We start from the raw sequence: 26,192 nt of genomic DNA on the forward strand, positions 1-26,192 counted from the left end.
CAACCGGCGAGCGGCTGCGTGACGAGGTGCGGACACTCAGATGATCAGGCGCGACACCTTGGTCCCTTCGACCGACACGCCGGCCATCAGGCCGCCGTTCGTCAGCACGAACGCTTCGACCGGGCTGGTGGCGGTGGACGTGTCGACCGCGCCGTTCGCGCCGACCTTCAGCACCGCGACGGTGGCATCCGCGCCGGCCGCCCAGCCCTGGCTGTGGAGGAATTTGTCCAGCGCTTCCTGCGTCATGAACAGGAAGATGAGCGCCTTCGACTGCGCGCCGATCTGCAAACCGAACGACCCCGCGACGGTGCTATAGAAGCCCGTCGTCTGACCGTTCACCCGCAGAGCGCCTTCGCCGTATTGTCCGCCGACCCAGAAGCCCGCCGAAATGACGGACGGGAACACCAGCACGCCGCGCGCCTTCGCGACCAGCTCGCGCGAACCGTGGACGTTTTCGTAGAGGCGCGCGAGTGTCGCGTCGACACCGGCGTTGATCGTATCGCGCTTGCCGGCGTTGGCCGAAGGCGAAGCGCTGGAGGACGGCGAAGTCGTCGTGCAACCGGCGAGGCTGAGGCCAGCGGAGGCCAGGGCAGCGCTGCCGGTCAGGATGAATTGTCGTCTGCGCATGTTGGTTTTGTCCTTTTACGTTATGAAGGTGACGGGAGGGCGGGTGCCGTTTCGCTTCCCGTGCGTTTCCCGGGGCGATGATGCCTTGCCCCGATGGCGGCACGCCCGTACGACGGTGGTGAAACAGCAAATAGCGTACCCGACCCCGCGCGTCTGCGCAGGGACAGCGGGGTGGGCTCGAAGTTGGCGTGAATCGGCGAGGTCGCGCGTTGCTTGCTCGCCTACATTTGTTAAGCCGCCGGTCGAATGTTCTGGTTGTGGCGGAAAAGATTGTGCGGGTCGTATCGGCTTTTTACCGCGACTAGCCGTTCGTAGTTCGGCCCGTAGGCTTCGGCGACACGGCCGCCTTCCTCCTGCGTCATGAAGTTGACGTACACGCTGCCGAGCGAGAACGGCGCGGCGGCATCGAAGAATGCACGCGACCACGCGATGCAGCGCTCGTCGTCGGCGGCATCGTCCCAGCGGCCGTGGACGTTCATCGCGTACTGCGTATCGCGGCTCGGGTAGGCGGTGGCCGCGACCGGCACGCGCTGAGTTTGCGCACCGATCTGGCCGAAGAAAATCTCGCACTGCGGCGTCGGCAGATTGCCGATCGAACTGAGCAGCGCGTCGATCAGACCATCGTCGATGCCGCCGAGATTGTGCGACTTCCAGTAATTGCGCGCGCCCGGCGCGAGCAGCGGGTCGAACGCCTGCTGCCACATCGCGTACGGCATCGGGCCGAGATGTTCGCCGACCGGTGTCCCGAAGCCGCGCACGGCTTCCACCACGGACGGCCCGTCGTCGACCGGCCCGCTATAGCACATCGCGAACACGATCACCGGCGTCCCATGAACTTCCGGCGGCAGGAAAGGCAGCGGCGGCGCAAGCCGCAACACCGCCCACACGCTGAGCTCCTCCGGCATGCCGGCGTGCGCGGCGCGGTACTTGACGAGCGCCTCTTTCGCCTGCGCGATCGGCAGCACGACGAGGCCGCCGTACACGAGCGGTCCGATCGGATGCAACTGAAATTCGAATGACGTGACGACGCCGAAATTGCCGCCGCCGCCGCGTATCGCCCAGAACAGATCTTCGTGCGAATCGGCGCTGGCGCGGACCAGTTCGCCGTTGGCGGTGACGACGTCTGCCGACAACAGATTGTCGACCGTCATGCCGTATTTGCGGCTGAGCCAGCCGAAGCCGCCACCGAGCGTCAAGCCCGCGACGCCGGTGGTCGAGTTGATGCCGAGCGGCGTCGCGAGTCCGAAAGCCTGGGCTTCATGGTCGAAGTCGTGCAGTGTCGCGCCCGGTTCGACATACGCGCGCCGCGCTTGCGGGTCGATACGCACCGACTTCATCGACGACAGATCGAGCACGAGACCATCGTCGCAAAGCGCGCTGCCGCCGATGTTGTGACCGCCGCCGCGAATCGCCAGCGGCAGGTTGTTGTCGCGCGCGAAGGCGACGCCGTAGCGCACGTCGGCGGCGCCGGCGCAACGCAGGATCAGCGCCGGACGCCGGTCGATCATCGCATTCCAGATACTGCGTGCCTGATCGTAGCTCGCATCGCCAGGCTGCAGGAGCTGGCCTCGGATCGCGGATTTCAACTCGTCGGTAGCACTGCTGGACACATTAACCATGACTTGCCTCGTTGGAGAGTGAACGGCGATTCCCTCATCGCTATTCGGATGACCAAAGCAAACGGAACGCCGAAACAGAAAGCTGATTGAGAGCTTTGCTTGGGTCCAGTAAACGGGGCAGTCTGGCTAAGTCAAACACAGGTAAACCCGCGCGTGCCGGCGATCTCGCGCAAGCGCTCATGCGGCAAGCGTCCGGACGCCGCGCAGGCGGCGATGAGCGAGCCGGCGTCGCGGATGGTGGAAATACTTCGGGAAAAGACCATGCGGCGAAGTGTTGGATTGCGCCGCGCTGGTGGTTGCGCAGCGACACTTTTGGCGTGGCCCGCATACATGCGGGTCAGCCGCGCTGGAGAATCAGCCCTTCACGAGCCCGCCGTCGACGATCAGATTCTGGCCCGTCACCGCGCGCGCCCAGGGCGACAGGAAAAACAGCACGGCGTCGGCGAATTCCTCGGGCGTCGTGACACGCCGTAGCGGCGTGGAATTCGCGATGAGGTCGAAGACGAATTCCGGGGTCGCTGCGCTCGCGTCGGTGGTGCGCAGCAGACCGCCCGACACCATGTTGACCGTGATGCCGTCGGGGCCGAGATCGTGCGCGGCGGTGCGCGTGAGCGAGAGCAATGCGGCCTTGGCCGCGGTGTAGTCGTGATACGGGACCACGGGATTCTGAAACAGATTGGTGCCGACGTTGACGATGCGCCCGAACCCGCGCGCACGCATGCCGGCCGCGGCTGCCTGAATCGTGTTGAGCGCGCTTTTGAGCGAGCCGTCGAGTTGCTGCTGGAAACGCGACCAGTCGATGGAGTCGATCGAGGGGCGTGCGTCGCCGTCGAACTGGAAGTCGGCCAGCGCGTTGTTCACGACCGAGACGATGGCCTGGCCGGTTTGCGCGTGCGCGGCTTCGAACAGACGCGCGACCGCAGCGGTATCGGTGATGTCCGCCTGCAACGGCAGCACGCGCTCGCCGAGTTCCTCTCTCAGTGCGTGCGCCAGCGTCTCACTCTTGCGGTAATTCACGATCACGCCCGCGCCTTCGCGCACCAACGCTCGCGTGATGGCCGCGCCGAGTCCGCGGGCGCCGCCCGTCACCAGCACCCATTGATCGGATAGAAGCATCTGTTTTTCCTGTTGTCGATGAAGTTGCGAGGTTCGTATTGTTACCTGAGTTGAAGACTGCCTCCCTGTGTGGGATAGCGCACGAAGTGGCCAACCGCGATGGAAAGGTGGCGCCAGGTTTGTAAGGGGCGTCTGACGAGGGTTGGTTTGCCGGCTTTTTTCCGGCTTCTGCGGTGATGGGTGGTGGTGCCGGGTCGAGGTTGAACAATGAGTGCGCACGGCGCTCTCTTCGATCCTGTCTGTGGGATTGCGCTCACCCGGTTTCGGCAGCCGCTCGCTTATGTGCGGATGGACACGCAAAAAGATCTGCAGCGTAAGTTTTAACCCTGGTGGTTTGACGAAAATCGCGTTGGACTCTGTCGATGGTTATTCGATTCAAGCGGGGAGTAAGAAGCATGGTTCACGACATAATAGTTTGGACTGCGTATCTAAACGTAAAAAAGTCCGCATTTTCAGAAGCTCTCGAATTGACTATTTCGGACGGTTCTACTCGTGCCATTCGCTGGCAATAGATCCGCGGTATCGCATTGCGTGGTCTAGCGCACGGTCGCCGTATGGCGCTCCGCATAACTTCAACGTCCATCAGGCCATGCTGTGCCGTTCTAACGACGAAGTTCGCGCGCAGCCAGTCTCCTCTCTCGGATCACGCCAAATCGGACCGGGATTTTTCGCGAGAGACGTACCACGCACGATGCACTTTTGCATCGCCCGCGGCAACGTCGACTGGGCTTTGAATTTTCGTTTTTAACAGTGAACAGGGATTCGTTCGTTATCTGGCCGGTCACTCTAGGTTGATAGTTAGGAGAATGAAATGAAAAGGCAAAACGGGGACGCGCGGACATTGGGAACGCGGCGGGCGGTATTGGCGGTCGCGGTGAGTCTGTATGCGGCGATGGCGGGAGCGCAAACGAATCCGACGGGGTCGGCGGACTCGTCGACCAGTTCTGCTGGGCTGGTCGTGGCGCAGGCGTCGGCGACGGGTTGTCCGGCCGGCGGGGGGCCTGCTTGCGCGGTGCAGCGCGATGGCTTGTTCGCGCCGGGTCGGGGCGGCCTTGCGGCGGCGACGGTCGGATCAACCACGGGTTCGCAAAGCGGCGGCGGGGCTCCGTCTACTGGCTCGGGCAATAGCGGCGGAAACGGTGTGACGAACTCCGGCTCAGGCGGGAATGGTTCGGGGAGCACGGGCGGCAATGGCAGCGGCAGTGGCGGCGGGAAGGGCGGGGCGGGGGATGGCGGCTCGGGTGGTGACGGGCCGGGTGGTGGTGGGCCGGGGAGTGGTGGCGGTGACGGTGGAGATGGCGGTGATGGTGGTGATGGGGGCCATGGAGATGGTGGTCATGGTCATGGGCATGGTCATGGCGGCGATGGCGATGGCGATGGTGATGGTGGTCATGGGCATGGACATGGCGGCGATGGTGATGGTGGTCATGGGCATGGCGGCGATGGTGATGGCGGTCATGGACATGGCGGGCACGGTGACGGTGGTCATGGAGACGGCGGCCACGGCGACGGTGGCCATGGCGGTACGGGGCATGGCGATGGCGGCCACGGTGACGGCGGTCATGGAGACGGCGGCCACGGCGATGGCGGTCATGGCGAAGGTGGCCATGGCGACGGTGGCCATGGCGGTACGGGGCATGGCGATGGCGGCCACGGTGACGGCGGTCATGGAGACGGCGGCCACGGCGACGGCGGTCAAGGCGGCGGTGGCCATGGCGGCACGGGTCACGGAGATGGCGGCCACGGTGACGGCGGTCATGGAGACGGTGGCCATGGTGGTACGGGTCACGGAGACGGCGGCCACGGCGATGGCGGTCAAGGCGACGGTGGCCATGGCGGCACGGGTCACGGAGATGGCGGCCACGGTGACGGCGGTCAAGGCGATGGTGGCCATGGCGGCGCGGGTCACGGTGACGGTGGCCATGGAGACGGCGGCCAAGGTGACGGCGGCCACGGCGACGGTGGCCATGGCGGCACGGGTCACGGAGATGGCGGCCACGGTGACGGCGGTCAAGGCGATGGTGGCCATGGCGGTGCGGGTCACGGTGAGGGTGGCCATGGAGACGGCGGCCAAGGTAACGGCGGCCACGGCGAAGGTGGCCATGGCGGCACGGGTCACGGAGATGGCGGCCACGGTGACGGCGGTCAAGGCGATGGTGGCCACAGCGGCACGGGTCACGGTGACGGTGGCCATGGAGACGGCGGCCAAGGCAACGGCGGCCATGGTGGTGGAGGTCATAGCGGCACGGGTCATGGCGACGGTGGTCACGGTGATGGCAACGGTCCGGGTAATGGCGGTCCCGGCAATGGCGGTCATAGCGGCGGGCCGAGTAATGGCGGTCCCGGCAGCGGCGGCAACGGCGGAGGCTCGGGCAATGGTGGTTCCGGCAACGGAGGCCACGGCGGTGGCTCGGGCAACGGCGGCTCCGGAAATGGCGGGAACGGCGGTGGCGCGGGTGGCGGTGGTTCCGGCCACGGAGGCCACGGCGGTGGCTCGGGCAACGGCGGCCCCGGAAATGGCGGGAACGGCGGCGGCGCGGGTGGCGGCGGTTCCGGCAACGGAGGCCATGGTGGCGGCGCAGGCAGCGGTGGCTCCGGAAATGGCGGGAACGGCGGCGCGGGTGGCGGCGGTTCCGGCAACGGAGGCCATGGCGGCGGCGCAGGCAGCGGCGGCTCCGGAAATGGCGGGAACGGCGGTGGCACGGGTGGCGGTGGTTCCGGCCACGGAGGCCACGGCGGTGGCTCAGGCAACGGCGGCTCCGGAAACGGCGGGAACGGCGGTGGCGCGGGTGGCGGTGGTTCCGGCCATGGAGGCCATGGCGGTGGCTCGGGCAACGGCGGCTCCGGAAATGGCGGGAACGGCGGCGGCGCGGGTGGCGGTGGTTCTGGCAACGGAGGCCATGGCGGTGGCTCGGGCAACGGCGGCTCCGGAAATGGCGGGAACGGCGGAGGCGCGGGTGGCGGTGGTTCCGGCCACGGAGGCCATGGTGGTGGCTCGGGCAACGGTGGGTCCGGGAATGGCGGTAACGGCGGCGCGGGTGGCGGTGGTTCCGGCAATGGAGGCCATGGTGGTGGCTCGGGCAACGGCGGCGCCGGCAACGGTGGTCCCGGCAACGGCGGCAACGGTGGTCCCGGCAACGGCGGCAACGGTGGTCCCGGCAACGGCGGCGACGGAGGCCCGGGCAACGGCGGCAACGGAGGCCCGGGCAACGGTGGCAACGGAGGCCCAGGCAACGGAGGCCCAGGCAACGGCGGTCCAGGCAACGGCGCAGGCAACGGTGGTCCCGGCGGCAAGGGCGGTCCTGGCAACGGCGGCTTCGGTTCAGGCCGCGGTGGCTTCGGCGGTGGCTTCGGCTCTGGCCGCGGTGGCTTCGGCGGCGGCTACGGCGGTGGTGGCGGCCATGGCGGTGGTCACGGAGGGGGCAACCACTAAACGAGGGTAGTTTTACTCGCAGCGCGCGGAGGCCGGCAAGCCGACCTCCGCGCCAGATCAGGCAGCGGAAAACACAAGCAACCTACGCAAACCGAGTGGACGGTCCCCGTCCACTCACCTTCACGCACCACCCATCTCGATCACACGCTCCTGCACCACCAGAAACACTTTCTCTCCAACAGCACGTCCCTCCTCGCGCGCTCCCCCGGTAAAGCTGCCAAAAGCCGGCAACACGCCACTCTCAATCCCGAACCGGAAACAGGGCACCCGCACCGAATCGGTCCGCGTCGTGATCCGATAGACCGGATGCACATGACCTGCGAGCGCATACGCGCCATCGACCCGCTGCGGCAGATGACACAACGCCCACGGCCCGACGAGCCAGGGTTCCCGCACAGACTCGATCCCCAACGTCGACGGCAGCGCGCCCGCATGCCGGTCGTGATTGCCCTCCACCAGCACGACCCGCAGTCGCCCATGTCGCGCGCGCCACGCGTGCAGCGCATCGAGCATCTCCGGCACATGCGATTCGCGCGCGTGCAGCAGGTCGCCGAGAAACACGAGCATGGCCGGGTCGAATTCGGCGATCAGAATGTCGAGGCGCATCAAGTTGTCGGCAGTCGAGCCGATCGGCACCGGGATGCCGCGCGCACGAAACACGGCGTCCTTGCCGAAATGGGCGTCGGCGACGAACAGACAGCGCAGCACAGGATCGAAACTCGCCCGCAAACCCGACAGCACGAGGTCATGCCCGGCGATGTGAACCGTCAACGATGAGGGCTTCATGTGCGCGCGGCCTTCTCGAGTTCGGCCAGCATCCGCTCGACGCGATCCGCAAGCTTCTCCGTGCTGACCTTCTCGCGCAAGCGCCCGACGATCAGCGGAAACGCAAACGGCGTCGGCTTCTTCGGCCGCGTCACCACCACCCGGCTCGCGTTCATGCGTTCGAGCGCGCGGCGCATCCGCTGCGCGTCGAGTTCCTGCAACAGCACTTCGTCATCGGCCTGATTGAGCAGCAGGTTGTCGCGATCGTGCTGACGGAAGATCTCGTAGAAGAGGCCACTCGACGCCTGCAATTGCCGCGCACTTTTCTGCTGGCCTGCATGTCCCTGAAACACCAGTCCCGACACGCGCGCGATTTCGCGAAAGCGACGCATCGAGAGTTCGGACGAGTTGAGGCTGGCGAGAATGTCGTGCTCCAGTTCGTCGGGCGAGAGCAGCCCGCCTTGTAATTGCGCGGCCCAATCGAAGGGTTGCGCGGACAGCAGTTCGAACCCATAGTCGTTCATCGAAATCGAAAAGGTGCCGGGCTTCTCGCGCGCGACTCGCCATGCGAGCAACGCGCCCAGACCGATATGCGCGGTGCGCCCGGCAAACGGATAACAGAAGAAGTGATGTCCTTCACGCGACTTCACCAGTTCCACCACGAGCACGCCCGGCTCGGGCAATGCCGACCATTTCTGCTGCAATTCGAGCAGCGGCCGCACGGCGCGCATTTCGGGCTCGTCGAAGATACCGTCGGCGGCGCGCGCGAGCATCGTCAGCGTGGCGTCGGCGAGTTCGGACGAAAGCGGCATGCGGCTGCCCGCCCATTGCGGCATCGCTCCGCGCGAGGTCGTGGCGCGCCGCACCCACGCGGTCATGTCCTGCACACGGATCAATTCGAGCGCACGTCCGCCGAAAGTAAAAATATCCCCTGTTTTAAGGCGTGAAATGAACGACTCTTCGATCGCGCCGATGCGGCCGCCCGACAGATACGCGACATTCAGCGTGCCATTCGCGACGATGGTACCGATGTTGTTGCGATGCCGCCGCACCAGATCCTCGCGCGGCACGCGGTACAGTCCGTCGCTTTCGCGCACCACCCGATGGTAGTCGGGGTACGCGCGCAGCGACGTGCCGCCGCCTTCGACAAAGCCGAGCGCCCAGTCGAACTCCGCTTGCGTCAGTTGCCGGTAAGCATAGGTGCCGCGAATTTCAGCATATAGTTCACGCGCATCGAAGCCGCCGCCGATCGCGACGGTGACGAGATGCTGGACTAGCACGTCGAACGGTTTCTCCGGCGTTTCGCGGCCTTCTATCTGACGCTTGTCGACGGCCTCGCGCGCGGCGGCGGCTTCGACCAGTTCGAGCGCATGGGTCGGCACGATCGTCACCCGCGACGGGCGGCCGGGCGCATGCCCCGAGCGTCCCGCGCGCTGCATCAAACGCGCGACGCCCTTGGGCGAGCCGATCTGGAACACGCGCTCCACCGGCAGGAAATCGACGCCGAGATCGAGGCTCGACGTGCACACCACTACTTTCAGCAAGCCGTTCTTGAGGCCTCGCTCGACCCATTCGCGCACTTCCTGATCGAGCGAGCCGTGATGCAATGCAATGAGGCCGGCCCATTCGGGCCGCGCTTCGAGCAGCGCCTGATACCAGACCTCGCATTGCGAGCGGGTATTGGTAAACACGAGCGAGGTCTGCGCTTCGCCGATCGCATCGGCAACCGCGCCAACCTGGCGCATGCCCATATGGCCGCCCCATGGAAACCGCTCGATGGTGTCAGGGATCACCGTATCGACGATCAGCGCTTTGGGCAGCGCGCCATGCACGCTGACGCGCGGCGTCTTCACGGGCGCGAGCAATACGTCGGCGGCGAAGGGCAGGTTGCCGAGCGTCGCCGACAAGCCCCATACCTGCAACTCGGGGTGCCAATGTGCAAGACGCGCGAGCGCGAGTTGTGTCTGCGTGCCGCGTTTATTGCCGAGCAGCTCATGCCATTCGTCGACGATCACGAGGCGCACGTGCGAGAGCACCTCGCGCGCGTCGGGCCGGGTGAGGATGAGCGTCAGGCTCTCGGGCGTCGTGACGAGAGCGGACGGCATGCGCCGGTTCTGTCGCGCGCGTTCGGCCGACGACGTGTCGCCGGTGCGCAGTCCGACGCTCCATGGCACCGCTAGCTCGGCCGCCGAACTTTGCAACGCGCGCGCGGTGTCGGCGGCTAGCGCGCGCATCGGCGTGATCCAGAGCACGGTGAGCGGTTCCGGATGCGTGCGTGCCGTGCGCTTGCGGGACGAGGGTTCGGCCGTCGCGAAGGCGCCCAGCGCACCGAACCACACGGCCCAGGTTTTGCCCGCGCCGGTGGTCGCGTGCAGCAGGCCGCTCGCGCCTTGGCCGATTTCCGCCCAGACGTCGCGTTGAAAATCGAAGGGTTGCCAGCGGCGCGCTTCGAACCATTCGCGGAGTTTGTCGGCAAATGGGCGGCGCGCGGCGGCTTCGTCTAAAGCAAACGGGAGGGGTTCGAAGGCCGGCTCGCGTGCGTCGAGCCGCGCCTGCTGTTCGCGGCTGCGCGGAATCCGGCGAGCCCGGGGCGCCCGGCGCCGTTCCGACGCGACAGAAGCTGCGGGAACGAGGGACTCGTCGGAATCAGTCGGCGCGGTCATCGAAAGTACTCTTTGGCATGGGAGTCACGTGTCGACGAATGGGTCGGGGCGGGTGTCTTTTATGTGGACCACCGAAGCGTGGCGGTGGTTCACATCGCAGTGCGGTCCGTGGTCAAATGCCGGGGCTTCACTCGCTCATGCTTGCGCTCGAATCGGCGCCGGCGCATGGCAACAGTCCATTCACCACGGAGTTCCCGTTGAGTCACACACAAGTATCGTTGCCGCAAACCTCATTACGAATCGCGACTGCGCAAGCACAACCGGTTCCCGGCGACGTGGCGGCCAACATCGCGAGAACGGTCGAATTGACCGGCGTCGCCGCCGATCAGGGCGCGAAACTGGTGGTTTTTCCCGAGAAATTTCTAAGCGGCTACGAGCCGGAGCTGATTGCCGGCGACCCCGCGAAGTACGCATTCGACACGCACGATCCGCGACTCGAGCCGATTCGCACGGTTTGCCGACAGCGCGAGATCGTGGTGATCGTTGGCGCGGCGACGTGCGGCAGCGTGGCTGCGGGTGGCGCTAATCGGCTGCACATCTCGTCGCTGATATTCAACCGCGCCGGCGAACAGATCGAGCCGTATCACAAGCAGTATCTCTATAGCAGCGAGGCGCGCATTTACCAGCCGGGCTCGCAGGGCTGCATGCTGGAGCTCGACGGATGGCGGCTTGCTCTGGGCGTGTGCTACGACTCCGGTTTTCCCGAGCATGCGCGGCATGCGGCGGTCAATGGTGCGCATGCCTATCTGGCGAGCGCGCTCTTCAGCGCAAAGACGGGCTATCATCAGTCGCGTATCTGGTTTCCCGCGCGTGCTTTCGACAACACCATGTACGTGCTGTTGTCGAATCACGTCGGTACGACCGGTGGGTGGGCTGCGTGCGGCGCGAGTGCAATCTGGAGTCCGTACGGCGACGTCATGGCACAGGCTGGCCGTGATCGCGCCGAAGTGATTACCGCCTTACTCGATCCGGCAGTGCTGGCCGACGTGCGTGAACGCGAAACGGTGCTTGCCGACTTCAACGCGCGAGGTGAGGTATTGGCGGCTAATAGATACAGGGTGCAACGCCTCGATTAAAGAGCGTTCAATCGAGCCTGGCCGTTGGCGCAATTGGCATATTGACGCTTTGGGCGGTTCTGGCACTCTCGTAATAGAGCCAATCGTCGGACACGTACGTTATTTTCCGCGAGACCGGATTCGCGTCGCTTGCACGAGTCGACAGAAAGCCTGCACGGTGCTGCCGCGCGGCGGCAAGCAGTATGCGATCCGCTACAATGGCGCGCATTACCCCACTGGAGATTCGCTTTGAAATCCATCGTTGCTTTGGTTGCCGCAGCTGTCCTCTCCTCGACGGCCATGGCCGCCGCGCCCACCACTGACAAACTGCCTTCCGGTGTCATCGTCCAGCATCTGACGGTAGGCACGGGCGCCCAACCGGCAGCCGACGATGTCGTCAAGGTCAACTATCGCGGCACGCTGCCGAACGGCACCGAGTTCGATAGTTCCGCGAAGCACGGCGGCCCGGCATCGTTCCCGCTTAATCGCGTGATTCCGTGCTGGACGCAAGGCGTCCAGAAGATGAAAGTAGGCGGCAAAGCCAAACTGACGTGCCCGGCGGCGACCGCTTATGGCGATCGTGGCGTCGGTCCGATTCCGCCGAATACCGATCTGACGTTCGAAATCGAACTGCTCGGCATCGGCAAGTAACTCTGGTGCGAAATGCGTCGACAATTGAGCCCCGCTGCGGATGCCGTTGCGGGGCTTTTTGCTGCTCCGGGCGCGGAATCACCCCTGCTGGGTATTCGTCATGAAACCTGAAAAGAACGCCGTGCGGGTTGCAACTATCGGCTTCACCGGCAAGAGCGCCGCGCATTTTTTCGATTTGCTGAAAAGCGCCCAGGTGCGCACCGTTCTCGACATCCGCCTGAATAACACCTCGCAGTTGGCCGGCTTTGCGAAAAAGCAGGATCTTCCCTACTTCCTCGACAGGTTGTGCAATGCAGCGTACGTCGAAATGCCGGATCTCGCTCCCGAGCCGCACTTGCTGAAGCGCTATCAGGGCAAGCAACTGTCCTGGGATCAGTTCACGGCGGAGTACGTCGAGCTGATTGCAAAGCGCCGGGTAGAAAGCAATCTGGATGTCGATCTTTTTCAATCGGCTTGCCTGCTTTGCAGTGAACATTTACCCCATCGCTGCCACCGGACGCTTGCGGTCGAGTATCTGAATACGCAATGGAACGGCCGGATGGTGGTTACTCACCTGTGCTGAGGCTCTTATATATATAGGGGGCGCAGGCGGACTGCTGGAGAGCTCTTCTCTGTGCGCGCGACATTGCTCCATCAGGAGGACGCCTTCTTCTATCGGGATCCCGGAAGTCTGGATGGTCAGGGTCGAGCGAGTCACGCCCTTCGGCAAAGCGAATCGCTCCTTATCGCGTGGATCGGCGAATACGGATGAGGCGCCTTTTTAAAGCCGGACTGCACTCGGTCGTCTACTATCTACTCACGCGCCGACATCGAATTCGCCCTGCCGCGCAGTCGAGAACCTTCGACGTCATCCGTCGCGCGTCAGGAGCGCCAGCCATGAATATCGACTTTCACTATGGTGTGGTCTATATCGCCGCCCGCGTCGGCGGGATGACGGCTGGCGACGCATCGACCGTGGCGCATGCCTGCCAATACGTCGATGACGCGACGACCCGGGGAATACTGCGGTTCAAGGGCGGCGAGACTTTCGAGCGGTTTGCCACCGCGCACAAGCTATTCGACTACGCTAACACCGAGAACGATCAGAACTGCCTCGTGTGGACGCCATTTCATTTTCTGCCGGCCGCGGAAGGTGAAACCCTCGAAGAGAAAGCGATTTGCCGGCCGGACAGCGGGGTCGCGCGCGAAGTGGTGCGGCGTGCAATCCGGCAGCGCGACTCGGAGACGGGTTTGCATCGACTGGGTGTGACGCTTCACGCGTACGTCGATACCTGGGCGCATCAGGGATTCGCGGGAATAGAGAGCCCATGGAATCGGGTGCATCTATTGGAGGCTCAGGATTGCACGCGCAAAGGCTGGTTTGCCCATCTCCAACTCGTGGCCGGCCATCTGCTGGAACACATCGAGGAAGACATATTGACGCTGGCGCTCCCCGTCGGTCACGGCGCCGCGTTGCACTATCCCGACCAGCCGTGGGCTCGCTGGCATTACATCGACGGCAGAAACAACTTCATCTCGAGACATAACCTGCCGGAGTTCGTCGAGGCGGCTGACATGGCTTGCCGCGCAGTGCGCGCTTATGTGGCGGGACGGGAAGACTTCGAAACCCAGCCCGGCTTGCCGGAGGAGGTGAAAGAGACGCTGACCCGTCTGCTCGATACGAACCGCCATGCGGACGATAACGACCGCTTGCTAATCGTTTGCGAGTGGGTAAAAGCCGGCCGCATTCCGGGTTTGAAAGAGCGGATTCCGGCTTATGTCGCCAAGGGACGAGGTTCGTGGAAACACATGGCGACTGGTTTGGAGTGCGACGACGACACCGGGGACAGACCGGTTTGGACGAACGCCTTTGAGAAAAGCGACTACCGGCGCTTTCACGACGCGGTCAAGCAACACCGTTTCGTGACGACGCAGGAGATTTTGCCAGCTCACGGGTTGCGGATCGCGTGAGTGAGAGGAAGGACTGAAGTTGGAGCCGTCGCCAAGCCCGCGTGATATTGGCGGCGGCTCCTTTTACTGACCAGACTATTGCATCTTGGCTTGCTGACGCTGTGTGGCCTGTTCCTCAGCGTGCTTCTTCGCTACATGCCGTCCGACGATGCAACCGCCCACCGCACCGACGACCGCGTGGTGCCCCGCATAGTGACCCGCTACGCCGCCCACGACGGCTCCCTTCAGGCAACCCGCCGCGTTTGCCGTGCTGGACATGGCCGAAGTGAGTGCCGCTGCTGCAAGGGCGACTTTCATAAATCCCGCTTTCATCTGAGAGTACCGTTCTGTTGAGATTGCCGAAGGTGGTGCTGCCCGGGTTCTTTTCAATAGCCAACCCAGTGCCCGTGTTCACGTGTTTCAGGTTCCCGCAGGTTTTCCGCAGGCAAGGTCCGAAGTATAGAAGCGCCGACCCGACATAAGTGAAACAGTGTCGAGAAATGCGTAACGTAGAGTTACCTCTGCCCTCCGTATGGATTTCTTCGGGGTCCAACGTGGTCTTTTCATTGCCCATAGTGCTTTTTTTAAAGCGGGCCGCCGGGAAAGCCAACTTTCGAAAGAAAAATGAACTGCTGTCCTTTGAATATTCAGATGCTTGCCTATAGTAGAAACGGCTATTGCTGCGAAGCACGGCAAACCACCTTTTCGTCGATGCGGGTACGGGGAAAACAGAAATGACGCCTTCGAATGCTGCGACCTATCAGTCCGGAGCCTGTACGCCAGAGTCGCTACGCGCGCTTGCCGGGTATCTCGAACTGGCGCTCGACGAAGGCAAAAGCGTGGTTCTGATGCGGATTGGCACGCAGGTACGCAACGTTTATGTCGGTGATCCGTCCGGTGCTTTGGAGGATCTCACGGATTCGGGGGTGGTCGATGCGTTTATGGCGGACGAAATACTGAGGCTGACCAGTCTTGGAATCAACCGGATAACGGCAGATGGTCAACAATACCGCTTTGTACGTAGTGTGCGTTACATTGCCGACCGCCAGGCTGTCGTTTTTACGCCTACCTGAGTCGGGATGCCGGAACTGGAAGGCAAAAGAAGAGTCTTCGGGAAAGGAAAAGAAAGAGAGATCGGATAATTCGGTAGTGAAGCTGAAAGCTCCGTACTGGAACGCCAGGTGATGGAAATGCGTTGGGTGCCTTAAAACACCACATAGATCTGCCTTTCTTCTTTCATTCATGGCATAGTTCGACGGCTACCACATAGGGAGGAATCAAATGCCAACGTTAGAGCAAATCCAGGCAAAGTTGAAGAAACTGCAGGCACAAGCCGATATCCTTGTTGCCAGAAAAGCGCAAGTCGCGGTCGACCAGATTCGCGATCTGATGCTCAAGCATGGTTTGACTACTGAGGATATCGAAGCCAAAGCAAAGGCGAGGCGCGTGGCGCGCGGCTTGAATGGCCATGTTGGCACCGGCAAGGCAAAAGCCAGTGCTTCGGGAAAACCGGCGAAATATCGCGACCATAAAACCGGTGCAACCTGGACGGGCCACGGGCGCGCCCCGGGTTGGATTGCAGGCGTGAAAGACCGCACGCAATTCCTGATCGATGGCTCGAGCGAACTCAAGTCCGCGGCAAAGGCCGTGGTCGCTCATGCAAAAGCCGGTAAAGGTCAGCCGAAAGGCGCGCAGCCGCCCAAGTATCTCAATCCGAAAACCGGTGCGACCTGGAGCGGCCGTGGTCCGGCGCCCGCATGGCTCGCAACGGTGAAAGACCGCACGAAGTTCCTGATCGGCGGTGCAGCGGCCAAGCCCGCGACTAAAGCGGCAACTCAAGCAGCGACCAAGGCTGGCAAAGCGAAATCCGCGGCAACCAGCGGTGCGGTGAGCAAGAAAGCCGCGGCGAAAAAAGTCGTAGCGAAAAAGGCCGCCGTGTCCAGAAAGACGGCTGCGAAGAAAGCAACGGCAACCAAAAAAGTCGCAGCGAAGAAAGCCGCAGTGAAGCCCGCCGCGAAGAAGAGCACGGTCGCGAGAGCGGCCAGAAAAGCGCCGGTCCGCAAAGCCGCCGCTAAAACCGCTGTGACGAGCACTGCGGCAGCGCCGCAAGCCGCGACCGCGACGATGCCAGCCAGCGCATGAGCGCAACGGAGTCGTGAAGTAGATGACTAGCACGATCGATTCACTCCAGCAGGAAGACCAGGTCATCCTGCTGGATTCCGTTCCTCATCCGGCAGCCGATGCCGCCGAACCGTTCATCGTCGCCAGCGACCGCCGGGTGATTCTGGCCTACCCGATTGCGGAAGCCGACTTTGAACGGTTCGGGCCATTCGATCCCGATGACGATCCCTTTTGCACGGTGCTATTTCCCGATGCCGCGTTTCATCGGCTCGGTCCGCCCGGCGACGTCGATCTCGAGATTCACCCGCTTGCCATGCAAGGGTTGCTCGGCTATCGGGCGCACGAAGTCGTGAATTCGTCGCTGGCGGCGGAAATTGCCACGGTCGGATCGGCGGTGCCGTCATTGCGCCATTTCGTGATTACGTTTCAGGACTCGACGTTCGAATGCGTGGCGTCGGACTATACCGTGGTCGGTGTCTATGGCGCGGGCGAGATTGCGAGCCGGGAAGCGTTCGCGCTGGTCAGGTAAGTCAGAGTAGGCGGCGTAGCAAAGCGCACGCCCGCAACGGGCACGCGCAGTGCGTCCGGTATGCGTGGTTAAAGCCGGACTTCGGGTCCGGCACTCTCCGTCAAACTGCAGGACGTGCGTTACGCGTTCTGCCGCTGAGCATCGAGGCCATGCATGCTGACCATTCCCCTTACCGCATTCGTCACGCTCGTCATCATTCTGGTGATCGCCAATCTGTCGAGCGGCGAGAAGAAGATCGAACACAAGATCGAGCGGCTGTATGCGAGCGACGATCCGCAATTTCTTCGTTCAATGGGATTGCTGCTCGGTCCGCCTGTCGTCTCCGGCAATCGCTTCGAAATGCTGCTGAACGGTGACAGCATTTTTCCTTCGATGCTCGAAGGAATTCGCTCAGCGCGCAAAACCATCACATTTGAAACGTTCATTTATTGGTCCGGCGAGATCGGCGAGCAGATAGCCCGCGCACTCGCGGATAAAGCGCGTGAAGGCGTCGCGGTGCACGTTCTGCTCGACTGGGTCGGCTCGTCGAAAATGGACAGGCATTATCTGGAGATGCTGCGCGACGCGGGTGCGGCAGTGATCAAGTATCACAAGCCGCATTGGACCGGCCTTGGCCGCATGAACGATCGGACTCACCGCAAGCTGCTGGTGATCGACGGCCAGATTGGCTTTACCGGCGGTGTAGGCATCGCGCCGGAATGGACCGGGCACGCGCAGGATGAAAAGCATTGGCGCGATACGCATTTTCGCGTGGCCGGTCCGGTGGTCGGACATATGCAAGCGGTGTTCATGGACAACTGGGTCAAGGCGACCGGCAATGTACTCCACGGCCCGGACTATTTTCCGCACGTCGAACCACAGGGCGACGGTCTCGCCCACATGTTCAGCAGTTCGCCGTCGGGCGGCAGCGACGATATGCAGCTGATGTATCTGATGGCGATCACAGCCGCGACGCATAGCATTCATCTCGCGAGCGCCTACTTCGTGCCCGACAAGCTGACTATCAACGCGATCGTCGAGGCCGCGAAGCGCGGCGTGAAAGTGCGGATCATCACGCCGGGCAAACGCATCGATACGCACACGGTGCGCGAAGCGTCGCGCGCCTGCTGGGGCGATCTGCTCAAAGCGGGCATCGAGATATTCGAGTACCAGCCGACCATGTTTCATTGCAAATTGCTGGTCGTGGACGAGTACCTGGTGTCGGTGGGTTCGACCAATTTCGATAGCCGTTCTTTCAAGCTGAATGACGAAGCGAACCTGAATATCTACGATCGCGACTTTGCGCGCCAGCAAACTGCCACCTTCGCGGACGACATCGGGAAGTCGCAACGCATCACGCTTGAAATGTGGATGCACCGTCCGCTGACCGAAAAGCTGATTGAGAAGTTCGTATGGATACTGGACACGCAGCTGTAGAGCACCCGAACACGCGAACGAGAACGAGAACGCGTTCACCACGGCCGGCGCACCGAGTCCTGATAGCGGGTGAGAATGAAATGCGCAACGTCGTCCGAGTGATACGCGGCGACCAGTTGTGCGACCCACGCCTCGCCGCGGTCGCTGTCGCGAACCGTCAGCACGTTGGCATAGGGCGAGCGCGCGTCTTCGAGGCCGAGGCTGTCGCGTGCCGGGTAGAGTCCCGCACGGGCCGCGTCATCGCTGTCGATCACGGCGAAGGCCACGCTGTTCAGCGAGTCGAACAGACGCGCGCGCGGCACCTGGCGGATCTTCAGATTCAGGCGGTTGCTCGTGATGTCCGCGAGTTTGGCATGCAGACCCGCACTGTCCTCGAACGTCAGCAGCGTGAAGTTCTGCAGCAGGATCAGCGCGCGTGCGGTGCCTTCACGATCGTCGGGAATGGCGATCGTTGCGCCGCGTTGCAACTGGCCGAGTTTCGTCAGCTTGCGCGAGTACAGCGCGATCGGAAACGTCACGGTCGTGGCGACGCTCGTGAGCGCATAGCGATGCTGTTTGCGCTGCGCTTCGAAGCTCGGCGCGTCTTCGAAGCTCGCGGCGTCGATCCTGCTCGCGGCGAGCGCGGCGTCGATCAAAGCCGGTCTGTCGAACACGACGACGTCGAGCGCGAGTCCGCGTGCGGCGGCGACGCGGCGCACCTGGTCCATGATCTCGGCGTGCGCGCCCGCGCTCACGCCGACTTTGATGACCTGACCCGGCGCGGCCGCCGCCGCTTGCATAGGCTGCAATAATGCGGCGGCCCCAAGCAGCGCCGCTAGTGCGATCCCACGCGGCGTCATGACGCGTCCCTCAACACCGTGCGAAAACCGATGTGCGCGGCCGGCAAATCCGCCTCCTGCTGCTCGCGTGAGGCCGCGCGATAGCGCACGCAATAGTCGCGCGAGCAGAGAAACGAACCGCCCTTGATGACCATCGGCGTATCGTGCCTGCGGCTGAGCGGTGCGACGGCCGCGGTATCGCCATTGGTGTGCGACTGGTGCGGACCGCTGTAGACGTCCTTGGTCCACTCCCACGCGTTGCCGATCATGTCGTAGAGCCTGAAGTCGTTGGCCGCATAGCAGCCGACGGGCGCGAGCCCGACGTGACCGTCCTCGTCGGTGTTCAGCACCGGAAACACGCCTTGCCAGTAGTTCGCACTCGGCTTGCCGTGTTCGTCGCGCGGTGCGGTGTCGAGGTCCGCGCCTTCGTGGCCGGCTTTGCCCGCATACTCCCACTCGGCCTCGGTCGGCAGATCGCGGCCTAGCCAACGCGCGTAGGCAAGCGCGTCGGCTTGCGTGACCATCGTCACGGGCTGGTTCATGCGGCCGTCGAGCGTGCTGCCCGGACCGGTCGGATGATTCCACGCAGCGCCCTTCACCCAGCTCCACCACGCCAGGTCGCGCGCGTTCATCTCTTCTCGGGTCGGCGAGTGGAACACCACGGCGCCGCCCTGGCGTTCCGAGTCGCTGACATAGCCGGTCGCTTTGACGAAGGCGGCGAACTGCGCGTTCGTCACGTCGGTCTGATCGATCCAGAAGCCGGCAACGTGTGTCTTGCCGTCGCCGGCCGGGCGCTCGTCTTCATAGCCGAGCTTGCTGCCGAACGCGAAGTCGCCGCCATGCAGATGCACCATGCCGGCCTGCGGGTCGTCGCGCCAGCGCGCGGGCAAACCGCTGTAGCGCGCGCATTGCTTTTCCGAGCCGAGCGCGGCCAGCGGACGCGAGCGGTTCAGATCGTCGAATGCACCTTGTTTCGCGGCGCCGCCGAATACGGTCGAAGCGGCAGTCGACGCGACCGCTGCGGCGGCAAACGCGGCGGCGAAGGCGGCGGCCGCGAGCGCGGCGTAGGCGCCATACAGCGCCGCGCCGCCTGTGAGCTTGAATCGAAACGTCATCGCGTGCTCAGTAGTAACCGCGTGGACGTAGCGGCTCGACGCCGCCGACGCTGCCCATATAGCTGTTCCACTGCTGCACGAGGCCGTCGATCACCGACGAATTCTGCGTCGACACGTCCTGCGTTTCGCCGCGATCCGAATTCATATCGAACAGTTGCCAGTGACCATCCACGGGACCGAGCGGCGGCTCGGTCCACAACGCTTTCCAGCGACCGTCGGCGCTGCGCAGATAACCGCGCCCGTACGCTTCGTCGCCGAAAGAGGCGGTGTGCACGGCGCTCGTGGCCTGATCGTTCAGCACCGGCAACAGCGACTGCCCGGTGATCGGATACACGTAGCGATTGTTGTAGACCACCTTGCCCTTGTTCTCATCGACGCCGGTGAGCGTGTTGATCAGCGCGGGTGCGGCTTGCGTCGGCGGGGAGATCTGCGCGAGCGCGAGGAACGTCGCCGTGTTGTCGGTGACGTGCGTGAAGTCGCGCAGCGTCGGCTTCTGCGAGGTCTGACCCGGCAAATGCACGATCAACGGCGTGGACACGCCGCCTTCGCCCGAATAGCCCTTGGTTTGCCGGAACGGCGTCGCGCTCACTTCGGCCCAGCGCAAACCGTATTGCAGACGCTTGGCATTTTGCAGGCCGTTGTCAGTGCCGAGCGTCGAATAGATCGGCTCGGCGGCATTGGCGGTGTCGGTCGCGCTCGGGTCGGCGCCGGAGTCGATGGGCCAGCCTTCCGCGCCGTTGTCCGACTGGAACATGATGAACGTGTTGTCGTATTCGCCGATATCTTTCAGATGCTGGATCAGCAGGCCGATGTTGTGGTCAAGGTTCTCCACCATGCCCGCGTAGATTTCCATGTAGCGCGCCTGCGCTTTCTTCTCGGCGGGCGAGAGGCTGTCCCACGTCTTGTTCGCGGTGCCGGGGCCGTAGTCGGTGTAGCCTTGCGCGGCGCTATGCACGGCGCTCACGTACTTTGCGTTCACCGTGCCGTTGTTCGCGGTGGCGGGGCTCGCAACGAGCGTTTCCGATGCGCCACCGTACGGCACGAAGTCGTTCGGGATGATGCCGAGCGCTTTTTGCCGCGCAATGCGCGCATTGCGGATCACGTCATAACCGGCGTCGTATTTGCCGGCGTAGTTGTGCAGATAAGGCTCGGGCACCTGCAGCGGCCAGTGCGGCGAGGTGTAAGCGGCATACGCGAAGAACGGCTTGCCGTCGCCCTTGTTCGAATCGATGTAGGAGATCAGGCGCTGCGTGTAGAAATCGGTCGAGTAGAACACGGCGGGGCTGCCGCCGGTACCGCCCGGTTGACCCGGCTGGCCGGGCTGCACATACTGGCCGTCTTCCGTGTAGTTCTTCGAGCCCGCCGGTTCGTGCGCGAAGTGATTGGTCGCGGCGCCCCCGAGCAGCGCGTAGCTATGTTCAAAGCCCCATTGGTCCGGCGTCTGTCCGCCGCCCGTCGTGCTGCCGACGATGCCCGAGCCGATGTGCCACTTGCCCGCCATGTATGTGTGATAGCCGCCGTCCTTCAGCAATTGCGCGACCGACAACGCGCGGTCGTTCAGATATCCCTCATAGCCGGGCAGGCCTTTGCGTTCGTCGGTCGGCGCGCCCATCGTGCCTTCGCCAACCAGATGGTGATCGGTGCCGGAAATCAGCATCGAGCGCGTAATCGCGCAGACGGTGCCGGTGTGATGATTCGTGAGGATGCGGCCGGATTGCACCAGCGCGTCGAGGTTCGGCGTGTTGATTTCGCCGCCGAACGCGTGGATGTCGGAATAGCCGAGGTCGTCGGCCATGATGTACAGAATGTTGGGCCGCTTCTGCGCGACTACGGGCGCCGGTGCCGGCGTCGCGTTGGCGCTCGGCAGAGTGTCGTCGCCGCACGAGGCGAGCACGACGAGGCTGGCGACCGCTGCGCCGATGAGGCCGAGACGAAAAACGGAAGGATGCGATCTCTGTGTTGTCATTGTTGTGCTGACCGGGTATGTCGGGTCGCCGATGTTAGCAATGACGTCGACAAGGCCAAAGATCGATTTCTGCGTTGCTATGAACGATTGCCGATATAGCTGTGGCAGCGTCGCTAGTTGCCCGGACCGAGTACGGGCCTGTCCGGATTCGCCTGGGTTCGATAGGGAAGTTGCGCGGCATGCGGGTCGACGATCGTGTTGTCGATCACGCGTTCGACGTCCGCTGTCTTCGCCAGCTCGGCGAGGAACGTGCGCTTGTCGAAGCCGGGCGCGACGCAGCCTTCCACGTAGATGAAGCGGCGTTGCAGCGTGAGCCAGAGTGTCGACTGTTCGCGCCAGTGCGTCGCATAGTTGATGTTGGCAAGACGCCGCTGCACGGCTTCGGCGATTTCCGCGTCGTACAGATAGGCGTTCGACAAACGGCAGCGGCCCTCGATCCAGCAGCTATTGCCACGTTCGATCCGGTAATGGCTGTCGTCGAGCCATTCCTTTTCCGTTTCGAATGGACCGAGTGGTGTGGGGCACTCGCTGATTGCCCTGGAGATCTGCAAGAACGGGTCGTGGCCGCGATTCACGCGCGGTTGTTCCGCATGAGCTTGAGTCGCGGCCGTGCAGACCAGCAGACAGGCGAGGCGCAGTTCGATCAGGCGTGTCATCTTTAACCCGCTCCAGGTGTTGGCCGCTCAACTGTAAGGAGTTGAACGGCAACCCTATTTTTACACCTGATGCGGGCACGTGTTTGACGGACAACGGGGGACGACGCCCACTCACGCGCCTGCGGAGGCCTCCAGTTCCGCCAGACGTTTGCGTAGCAGTCGATCCTCCTGGAAGCGGGTGGTTTCGTCCCGGATCACGGCGACGATGCCGCTCAGTTCGTTTTGCGGCGAATGCAGCAGCGCGACGGTGAAGGCGATCGACATTGACCGTCCGTTCTTATCCACCGCGGGGACACGCAGCACGTCATTGCCGTAACGGGTTTCACCCGTTGCCATGGTCTTGTGATAGCCGTCCCAATGGCGGCCGCGCAGGCGTTCAGGAATGATCAGGTCCAGTGACTGTCCGAGCGCCTCGCTTTGCGTAAAGCCGAACATGCGCTCAGCCGCTGGGTTCCAGAAAGTGATGCGGCCGCCGGCATCGGAGATGATGATGGCGTCGCCGATTGCGTTGGCGAGTTGCTGGAAGTCGATGGCGGTTTGCACGGCGGTCCTCCAAAGTGAATACACGGATTTGAAGTGGATGCAGCGCCCTCACGGGCGCCGCATTGGCATGCCAGAGCCCGAAGCGGGCTCCGATGTCACCGTTAGACTGCCTTGATTTCGCGTAGGTTGAAAATGTCTTGCCGGCTGTAGCCCAAGCCCAACAGCACCTCTTCCGTATGCTCTCCGAGCAGCGGCGAGGCGGTCACTTCCGGCTTCATATCCGAGAACTTGATCGGGCTGCCGACGGTCAGATACGAGCCGCGTTTCTTGTGCGGTACTTCGACGATCGTGCCGCTCGCGCGCAATGACGGATCGTTAGCGAGTTCTTTCATCGTCAACACCGGTGCGCACGGAATGTCGAACTTGCGCAGGATATCGACCGCTTCGAACTTGGTCTTGTCGGCGAGCCACGCTTCGATCGTCTTGAAGATGTCGAAGATGTGCGGCTGACGCGCTTGCGCGGTCTTGTAGGACGGGTCATCGATCCACTCGGGTTTGCCGAGTGCCTTGCAGATCGGTTCCCACGCGTGGCCCTGGATCGTGAAGTAGATATAAGCGTTCGGGTCCGTTTCCCAGCCCTTGCACTTGAGCACCCATCCCGGCTGACCGCCGCCACCCGCATTGCCGCCGCGCGGCACCACGTCGCCGAATTCGCCGTGCGGATACTGCGGGTATTCCTCGAGATAGCCGACCCGTTCCAGCCGTTGCTGGTCACGCAGTTTCACCCGGCACAGGTTCAGCACGCTGTCCTGCATCGACACGGCAACCTTCTGGCCTTTGCCGGTTTTATCCCGGCCGAGCAGCGCGGTCAGAATGCCGATCGCCAGATGCATACCGGTGTTGCTGTCGCCAAGCGCGGCGGCGCTGATGGTCGGCGGGCCGTCCCAGAAGCCGGTAGTGGAGGCCGCGCCGCCCGCGCACTGCGCGACGTTTTCATAGACCTTCAGGTCGTCGTAGTGATGGCCGTCGCTGAAGCCCTTCACCGAAGCGACGATCATCTTCGGATTGAGTTCGTTCAGGCGTTCCCACGAAAAGCCCATCCGGTCCAACGCGCCCGGGCCGAAATTCTCGACCAGAACGTCGGACTCACGAATCAGCTTTTCGAGCACTTCCTTACCTTCGGGCTTTTTCGTGTCAAGCGTCAGCGACTTCTTGTTGCTGTTGAGCATGGTGAAATACAGCGCGTCGGCATCGGGGATGTCGCGCAGCTGATTACGCGTCACGTCGCCCGAACCGGGTCTTTCGACCTTAATGACGTCGGCGCCGAACCAGGCGAGCAACTGGGTGCACGCCGGACCTGCCTGAACGTGGGTGAAGTCGATGATCTTGATGCCTTCTAGAGGTTTGGTCATGCCGATGGCTCCGTAGTTGCCCTGATTACTTTTTTGTTGCCGCGCTTTGCGGATTCAGATTGGTCAGGCGGCCGCTCTCGGTGCCCGCCGCTTCATCGATGACGGCATTGATCAGGCTCGGTTTGCCTGATGCGATCGCTTCGAGCAGCGCCTTCGTCAGTTCTTCCGGTGTGCTCGCGTGATAACCGATGCCGCCGAACGCCTCGATCATCTTGTCGTAACGCGCACCCTTCACGAAGACGGTCGGTGCGACGTCCTTGCCGCCGGTCGGGTTCACGTCGGTGCCGCGATACACGCCGTTGTTGTTGAATACGATCGTGCAGATGGGCAGCTCGTAACGGCAGATCGTTTCGAGTTCCATCCCGCTGAAACCGAACGCGCTGTCGCCTTCGATCGCGACAACCGGTTTGCCGGTCGTGACCGCCGCGCCGATGGAGAAGCCCATGCCGATACCCATGATTCCCCACGTGCCCGAATCGAAGCGTTTGCGCGGCTCGTACATGTCGATAATGCTGCGCGCGTAGTCGAGCGTATTCGCGCCTTCGTTGACGACATTGATGTCCGGACGCGTCTTCAGCACATCGCGAATCGCACGCAATGCGCTGTGGAAGTTCATCGGCGACGGGTTCTTGTCGAGCGTCTCCGCCATCTTGGCGAGATTCTTGTTCTTGCGCTCGGCGATCGCGCCGAGCCACTCGGCGCCCGGTTTGCGGAAGCTGGCATCGATGCCGGCGCGCAGTGCCGCCACGCATGAACCGATATCGCCGATGACCGGCGCGGCAATCGCGACGTTGCTGTCGATTTCGGTCGGCGAGATATCGACCTGGATGAATCGCTTCGGCTGCGCGCCCCACGTTTTGCCTTTGCCGTGCGAAAGCAGCCAATTCAGACGCGCGCCGATCAGCACGACCACGTCGGCTTCCTGCAGCACGAACGAGCGCGCCGCCGACGCCGATTGTTCATGCGTATCGGGCAACAGGCCCTTGGCCATCGACATCGGCAGATAGGGAATGCCGCTTTGCTCGACGAAACCGCGGATCTCCGCGTCGGCCTGCGCGTACGCCGCGCCTTTGCCGAGCAGGATCAGCGGACGTTTGGCGCTCTTGAGCACCTCGATCGCACGCTTGACGGAGTCCGGCGCCGGCAACTGGCGCGGCGCAGCGTCGACGACTTTCACGAGCGACTGCTGCGCCTTCACGGCATCGAGCGTTTGCGAGAGCAGTTTGGCGGGCAAGTCCAGATAGACGCCACCGGGGCGGCCCGACACGGCAGCGCGAATCGCACGCGCCACGCCGATGCCGATGTCCTCCGCATGCAGCACGCGATACGCGGCCTTGGCATATGGCCTGGCCGCATTCAGCTGATCCATTTCCTCGTAATCGCCTTGCTGCAGATCGACGATTTCGCGTTCGCTCGAACCGCTGATCAGAATCATCGGGAAGCAGTTGGTGGTCGCATTGGCGAGCGCCGTCAGGCCGTTCAGAAAGCCCGGTGCCGACACGGTCAGGCAGATGCCCGGCTTCTGCGTGATGTAACCCGAAATGGCGGCCGCGTTGCCTGCGTGCTGTTCATGGCGAAAGCCGATGAAACGCATTCCTTCAGCTTGTGCCAGTCGGGCCAGGTCGGTAATGGGAATGCCGACCAGACCAAAAATGGTATCGATGTCGTTCAGCTTCAGCGCATCGATGACGAGATGGAATCCGTCGGTCGTTTCGGTCGCCTGTTGTTTCAACGTGTCCTCTGTTGTGGACTGGTCGGCTTCTGCCATGACATCTCTCCTTGTTGGCGGGGCATTGTGTGGTGGGTCGTGAGCGGCGC

At 63.2% G+C, this 26,192-nt stretch carries 23 protein-coding genes; 9 read left to right on the forward strand and 14 right to left on the reverse strand.

The window, feature by feature from the left end; translation table 11 throughout:
• Nucleotides 1-36: 36 nt before the first annotated feature.
• The 4 genes from HV770_RS08120 to HV770_RS39360 form a co-directional block, all read right to left on the reverse strand.
• Nucleotides 37-627, reverse strand: a complete 591-nt coding sequence (locus HV770_RS08120) for a BPSL1445 family SYLF domain-containing lipoprotein (protein ID WP_175158914.1) — start codon at nucleotides 625-627, stop codon at nucleotides 37-39.
• A 230-nt stretch (nucleotides 628-857) separates the two neighbouring features.
• Entirely contained in the window at nucleotides 858-2,246 is a 1,389-nt protein-coding gene (locus tag HV770_RS08125; protein WP_175158915.1) for an FAD-binding oxidoreductase, read from the reverse strand.
• Nucleotides 2,247-2,600: 354 nt separating this feature from the next.
• On the reverse strand, nucleotides 2,601-3,362 hold the full coding sequence (locus HV770_RS08130) for a 3-oxoacyl-ACP reductase (RefSeq protein WP_175158916.1): 762 nt from the start codon (nucleotides 3,360-3,362) through the stop codon (nucleotides 2,601-2,603).
• Nucleotides 3,363-4,518: 1,156 nt separating this feature from the next.
• Nucleotides 4,519-5,679: a hypothetical protein gene (locus HV770_RS39360; protein ID WP_175158917.1), complete on the reverse strand. Its 1,161-nt coding sequence runs from the start codon at nucleotides 5,677-5,679 to the stop codon at nucleotides 4,519-4,521.
• A gap of 58 nt (nucleotides 5,680-5,737) precedes the next feature.
• Here HV770_RS39360 and HV770_RS08140 point away from each other — a divergent pair, with 58 nt between their 5' ends.
• Nucleotides 5,738-6,805 carry a hypothetical protein gene (locus tag HV770_RS08140; protein WP_175158918.1) on the forward strand — a complete coding sequence of 356 codons (1,068 nt, stop codon included), beginning with the start codon at nucleotides 5,738-5,740 and terminating at the stop codon, nucleotides 6,803-6,805.
• 110 nt (nucleotides 6,806-6,915) lie between these two features.
• On the opposite strand, the gene pdeM is transcribed toward HV770_RS08140, so the two are convergent.
• Together pdeM and HV770_RS08150 are read right to left on the reverse strand one after the other, a co-directional pair.
• Nucleotides 6,916-7,581 (reverse strand): ligase-associated DNA damage response endonuclease PdeM, encoded by a 666-nt coding sequence (gene pdeM / locus HV770_RS08145; protein WP_175158919.1) that lies wholly within the window; start codon nucleotides 7,579-7,581, stop codon nucleotides 6,916-6,918.
• Complete coding sequence (locus tag HV770_RS08150; RefSeq protein WP_175158920.1) at nucleotides 7,578-10,223, reverse strand: ligase-associated DNA damage response DEXH box helicase; 2,646 nt, start codon at nucleotides 10,221-10,223, stop codon at nucleotides 7,578-7,580. Before HV770_RS08150 ends, pdeM begins: the two co-directional genes overlap by 4 nt.
• A gap of 197 nt (nucleotides 10,224-10,420) precedes the next feature.
• Here HV770_RS08150 and HV770_RS08155 point away from each other — a divergent pair, with 197 nt between their 5' ends.
• The 4 genes from HV770_RS08155 to HV770_RS08170 all read left to right on the forward strand — a co-directional run bounded on the left by HV770_RS08155 (nucleotide 10,421) and on the right by HV770_RS08170 (nucleotide 13,879).
• On the forward strand, nucleotides 10,421-11,299 hold the full coding sequence (locus HV770_RS08155) for a carbon-nitrogen hydrolase family protein (RefSeq protein WP_246290756.1): 879 nt from the start codon (nucleotides 10,421-10,423) through the stop codon (nucleotides 11,297-11,299).
• Nucleotides 11,300-11,578: 279 nt separating this feature from the next.
• Complete coding sequence (locus HV770_RS08160; protein WP_175159179.1) at nucleotides 11,579-11,929, forward strand: FKBP-type peptidyl-prolyl cis-trans isomerase; 351 nt, start codon at nucleotides 11,579-11,581, stop codon at nucleotides 11,927-11,929.
• A 100-nt stretch (nucleotides 11,930-12,029) separates the two neighbouring features.
• Nucleotides 12,030-12,491, forward strand: coding sequence for a DUF488 domain-containing protein (locus HV770_RS08165; protein ID WP_175158921.1), 462 nt, complete (start codon nucleotides 12,030-12,032; stop codon nucleotides 12,489-12,491).
• A 314-nt stretch (nucleotides 12,492-12,805) separates the two neighbouring features.
• Nucleotides 12,806-13,879, forward strand: coding sequence for a DUF6765 family protein (locus HV770_RS08170; protein ID WP_175158922.1), 1,074 nt, complete (start codon nucleotides 12,806-12,808; stop codon nucleotides 13,877-13,879).
• 75 nt (nucleotides 13,880-13,954) lie between these two features.
• Here the strand turns inward: HV770_RS08170 and HV770_RS08175 are convergent, their stop codons facing one another.
• Nucleotides 13,955-14,191, reverse strand: a complete 237-nt coding sequence (locus HV770_RS08175; RefSeq protein WP_175158923.1) for a hypothetical protein — start codon at nucleotides 14,189-14,191, stop codon at nucleotides 13,955-13,957.
• Nucleotides 14,192-14,592: 401 nt separating this feature from the next.
• Between HV770_RS08175 and HV770_RS08180 the strand changes: the two genes are divergently transcribed.
• From HV770_RS08180 to cls, 4 genes are all read left to right on the forward strand, one after another.
• On the forward strand, nucleotides 14,593-14,931 hold the full coding sequence (locus HV770_RS08180; protein ID WP_175158924.1) for a hypothetical protein: 339 nt from the start codon (nucleotides 14,593-14,595) through the stop codon (nucleotides 14,929-14,931).
• A 208-nt stretch (nucleotides 14,932-15,139) separates the two neighbouring features.
• On the forward strand, nucleotides 15,140-16,000 hold the full coding sequence (locus HV770_RS08185) for an H-NS family nucleoid-associated regulatory protein (RefSeq protein ID WP_175158925.1): 861 nt from the start codon (nucleotides 15,140-15,142) through the stop codon (nucleotides 15,998-16,000).
• Nucleotides 16,001-16,022: 22 nt separating this feature from the next.
• Nucleotides 16,023-16,508, forward strand: coding sequence for a hypothetical protein (locus tag HV770_RS08190; RefSeq protein WP_175158926.1), 486 nt, complete (start codon nucleotides 16,023-16,025; stop codon nucleotides 16,506-16,508).
• A 153-nt stretch (nucleotides 16,509-16,661) separates the two neighbouring features.
• On the forward strand, nucleotides 16,662-17,924 hold the full coding sequence (gene cls / locus HV770_RS08195; RefSeq protein ID WP_175158927.1) for a cardiolipin synthase: 1,263 nt from the start codon (nucleotides 16,662-16,664) through the stop codon (nucleotides 17,922-17,924).
• A 35-nt stretch (nucleotides 17,925-17,959) separates the two neighbouring features.
• On the opposite strand, the gene HV770_RS08200 is transcribed toward cls, so the two are convergent.
• The 7 genes from HV770_RS08200 to oxc form a co-directional block, all read right to left on the reverse strand.
• Nucleotides 17,960-18,763 (reverse strand): MetQ/NlpA family lipoprotein, encoded by an 804-nt coding sequence (locus HV770_RS08200; protein ID WP_175158928.1) that lies wholly within the window; start codon nucleotides 18,761-18,763, stop codon nucleotides 17,960-17,962.
• On the reverse strand, nucleotides 18,760-19,857 hold the full coding sequence (locus tag HV770_RS08205) for a formylglycine-generating enzyme family protein (protein WP_175158929.1): 1,098 nt from the start codon (nucleotides 19,855-19,857) through the stop codon (nucleotides 18,760-18,762). Before HV770_RS08205 ends, HV770_RS08200 begins: the two co-directional genes overlap by 4 nt.
• Before the next feature lie 7 nt (nucleotides 19,858-19,864).
• Nucleotides 19,865-21,823: an arylsulfatase gene (locus HV770_RS08210; protein WP_175158930.1), complete on the reverse strand. Its 1,959-nt coding sequence runs from the start codon at nucleotides 21,821-21,823 to the stop codon at nucleotides 19,865-19,867.
• A 113-nt stretch (nucleotides 21,824-21,936) separates the two neighbouring features.
• Nucleotides 21,937-22,479 (reverse strand): hypothetical protein, encoded by a 543-nt coding sequence (locus tag HV770_RS08215; RefSeq protein ID WP_175158931.1) that lies wholly within the window; start codon nucleotides 22,477-22,479, stop codon nucleotides 21,937-21,939.
• Between the two features lie 111 nt (nucleotides 22,480-22,590).
• The gene (locus HV770_RS08220) at nucleotides 22,591-23,022 is read right to left on the reverse strand and encodes a PAS domain S-box protein (protein WP_175158932.1); all 432 of its coding nucleotides are present in this window, start codon (nucleotides 23,020-23,022) and stop codon (nucleotides 22,591-22,593) included.
• A gap of 101 nt (nucleotides 23,023-23,123) precedes the next feature.
• On the reverse strand, nucleotides 23,124-24,374 hold the full coding sequence (frc, locus tag HV770_RS08225; RefSeq protein WP_175158933.1) for a formyl-CoA transferase: 1,251 nt from the start codon (nucleotides 24,372-24,374) through the stop codon (nucleotides 23,124-23,126).
• A 25-nt stretch (nucleotides 24,375-24,399) separates the two neighbouring features.
• Complete coding sequence (gene oxc, locus HV770_RS08230) at nucleotides 24,400-26,142, reverse strand: oxalyl-CoA decarboxylase (protein ID WP_175158934.1); 1,743 nt, start codon at nucleotides 26,140-26,142, stop codon at nucleotides 24,400-24,402.
• Nucleotides 26,143-26,192 lie beyond the last annotated feature (50 nt).

Origin of the sequence: Paraburkholderia fynbosensis, assembly GCF_902859935.1 — a bacterium.
GTDB lineage: Bacteria > Pseudomonadota > Gammaproteobacteria > Burkholderiales > Burkholderiaceae > Paraburkholderia > Paraburkholderia fynbosensis.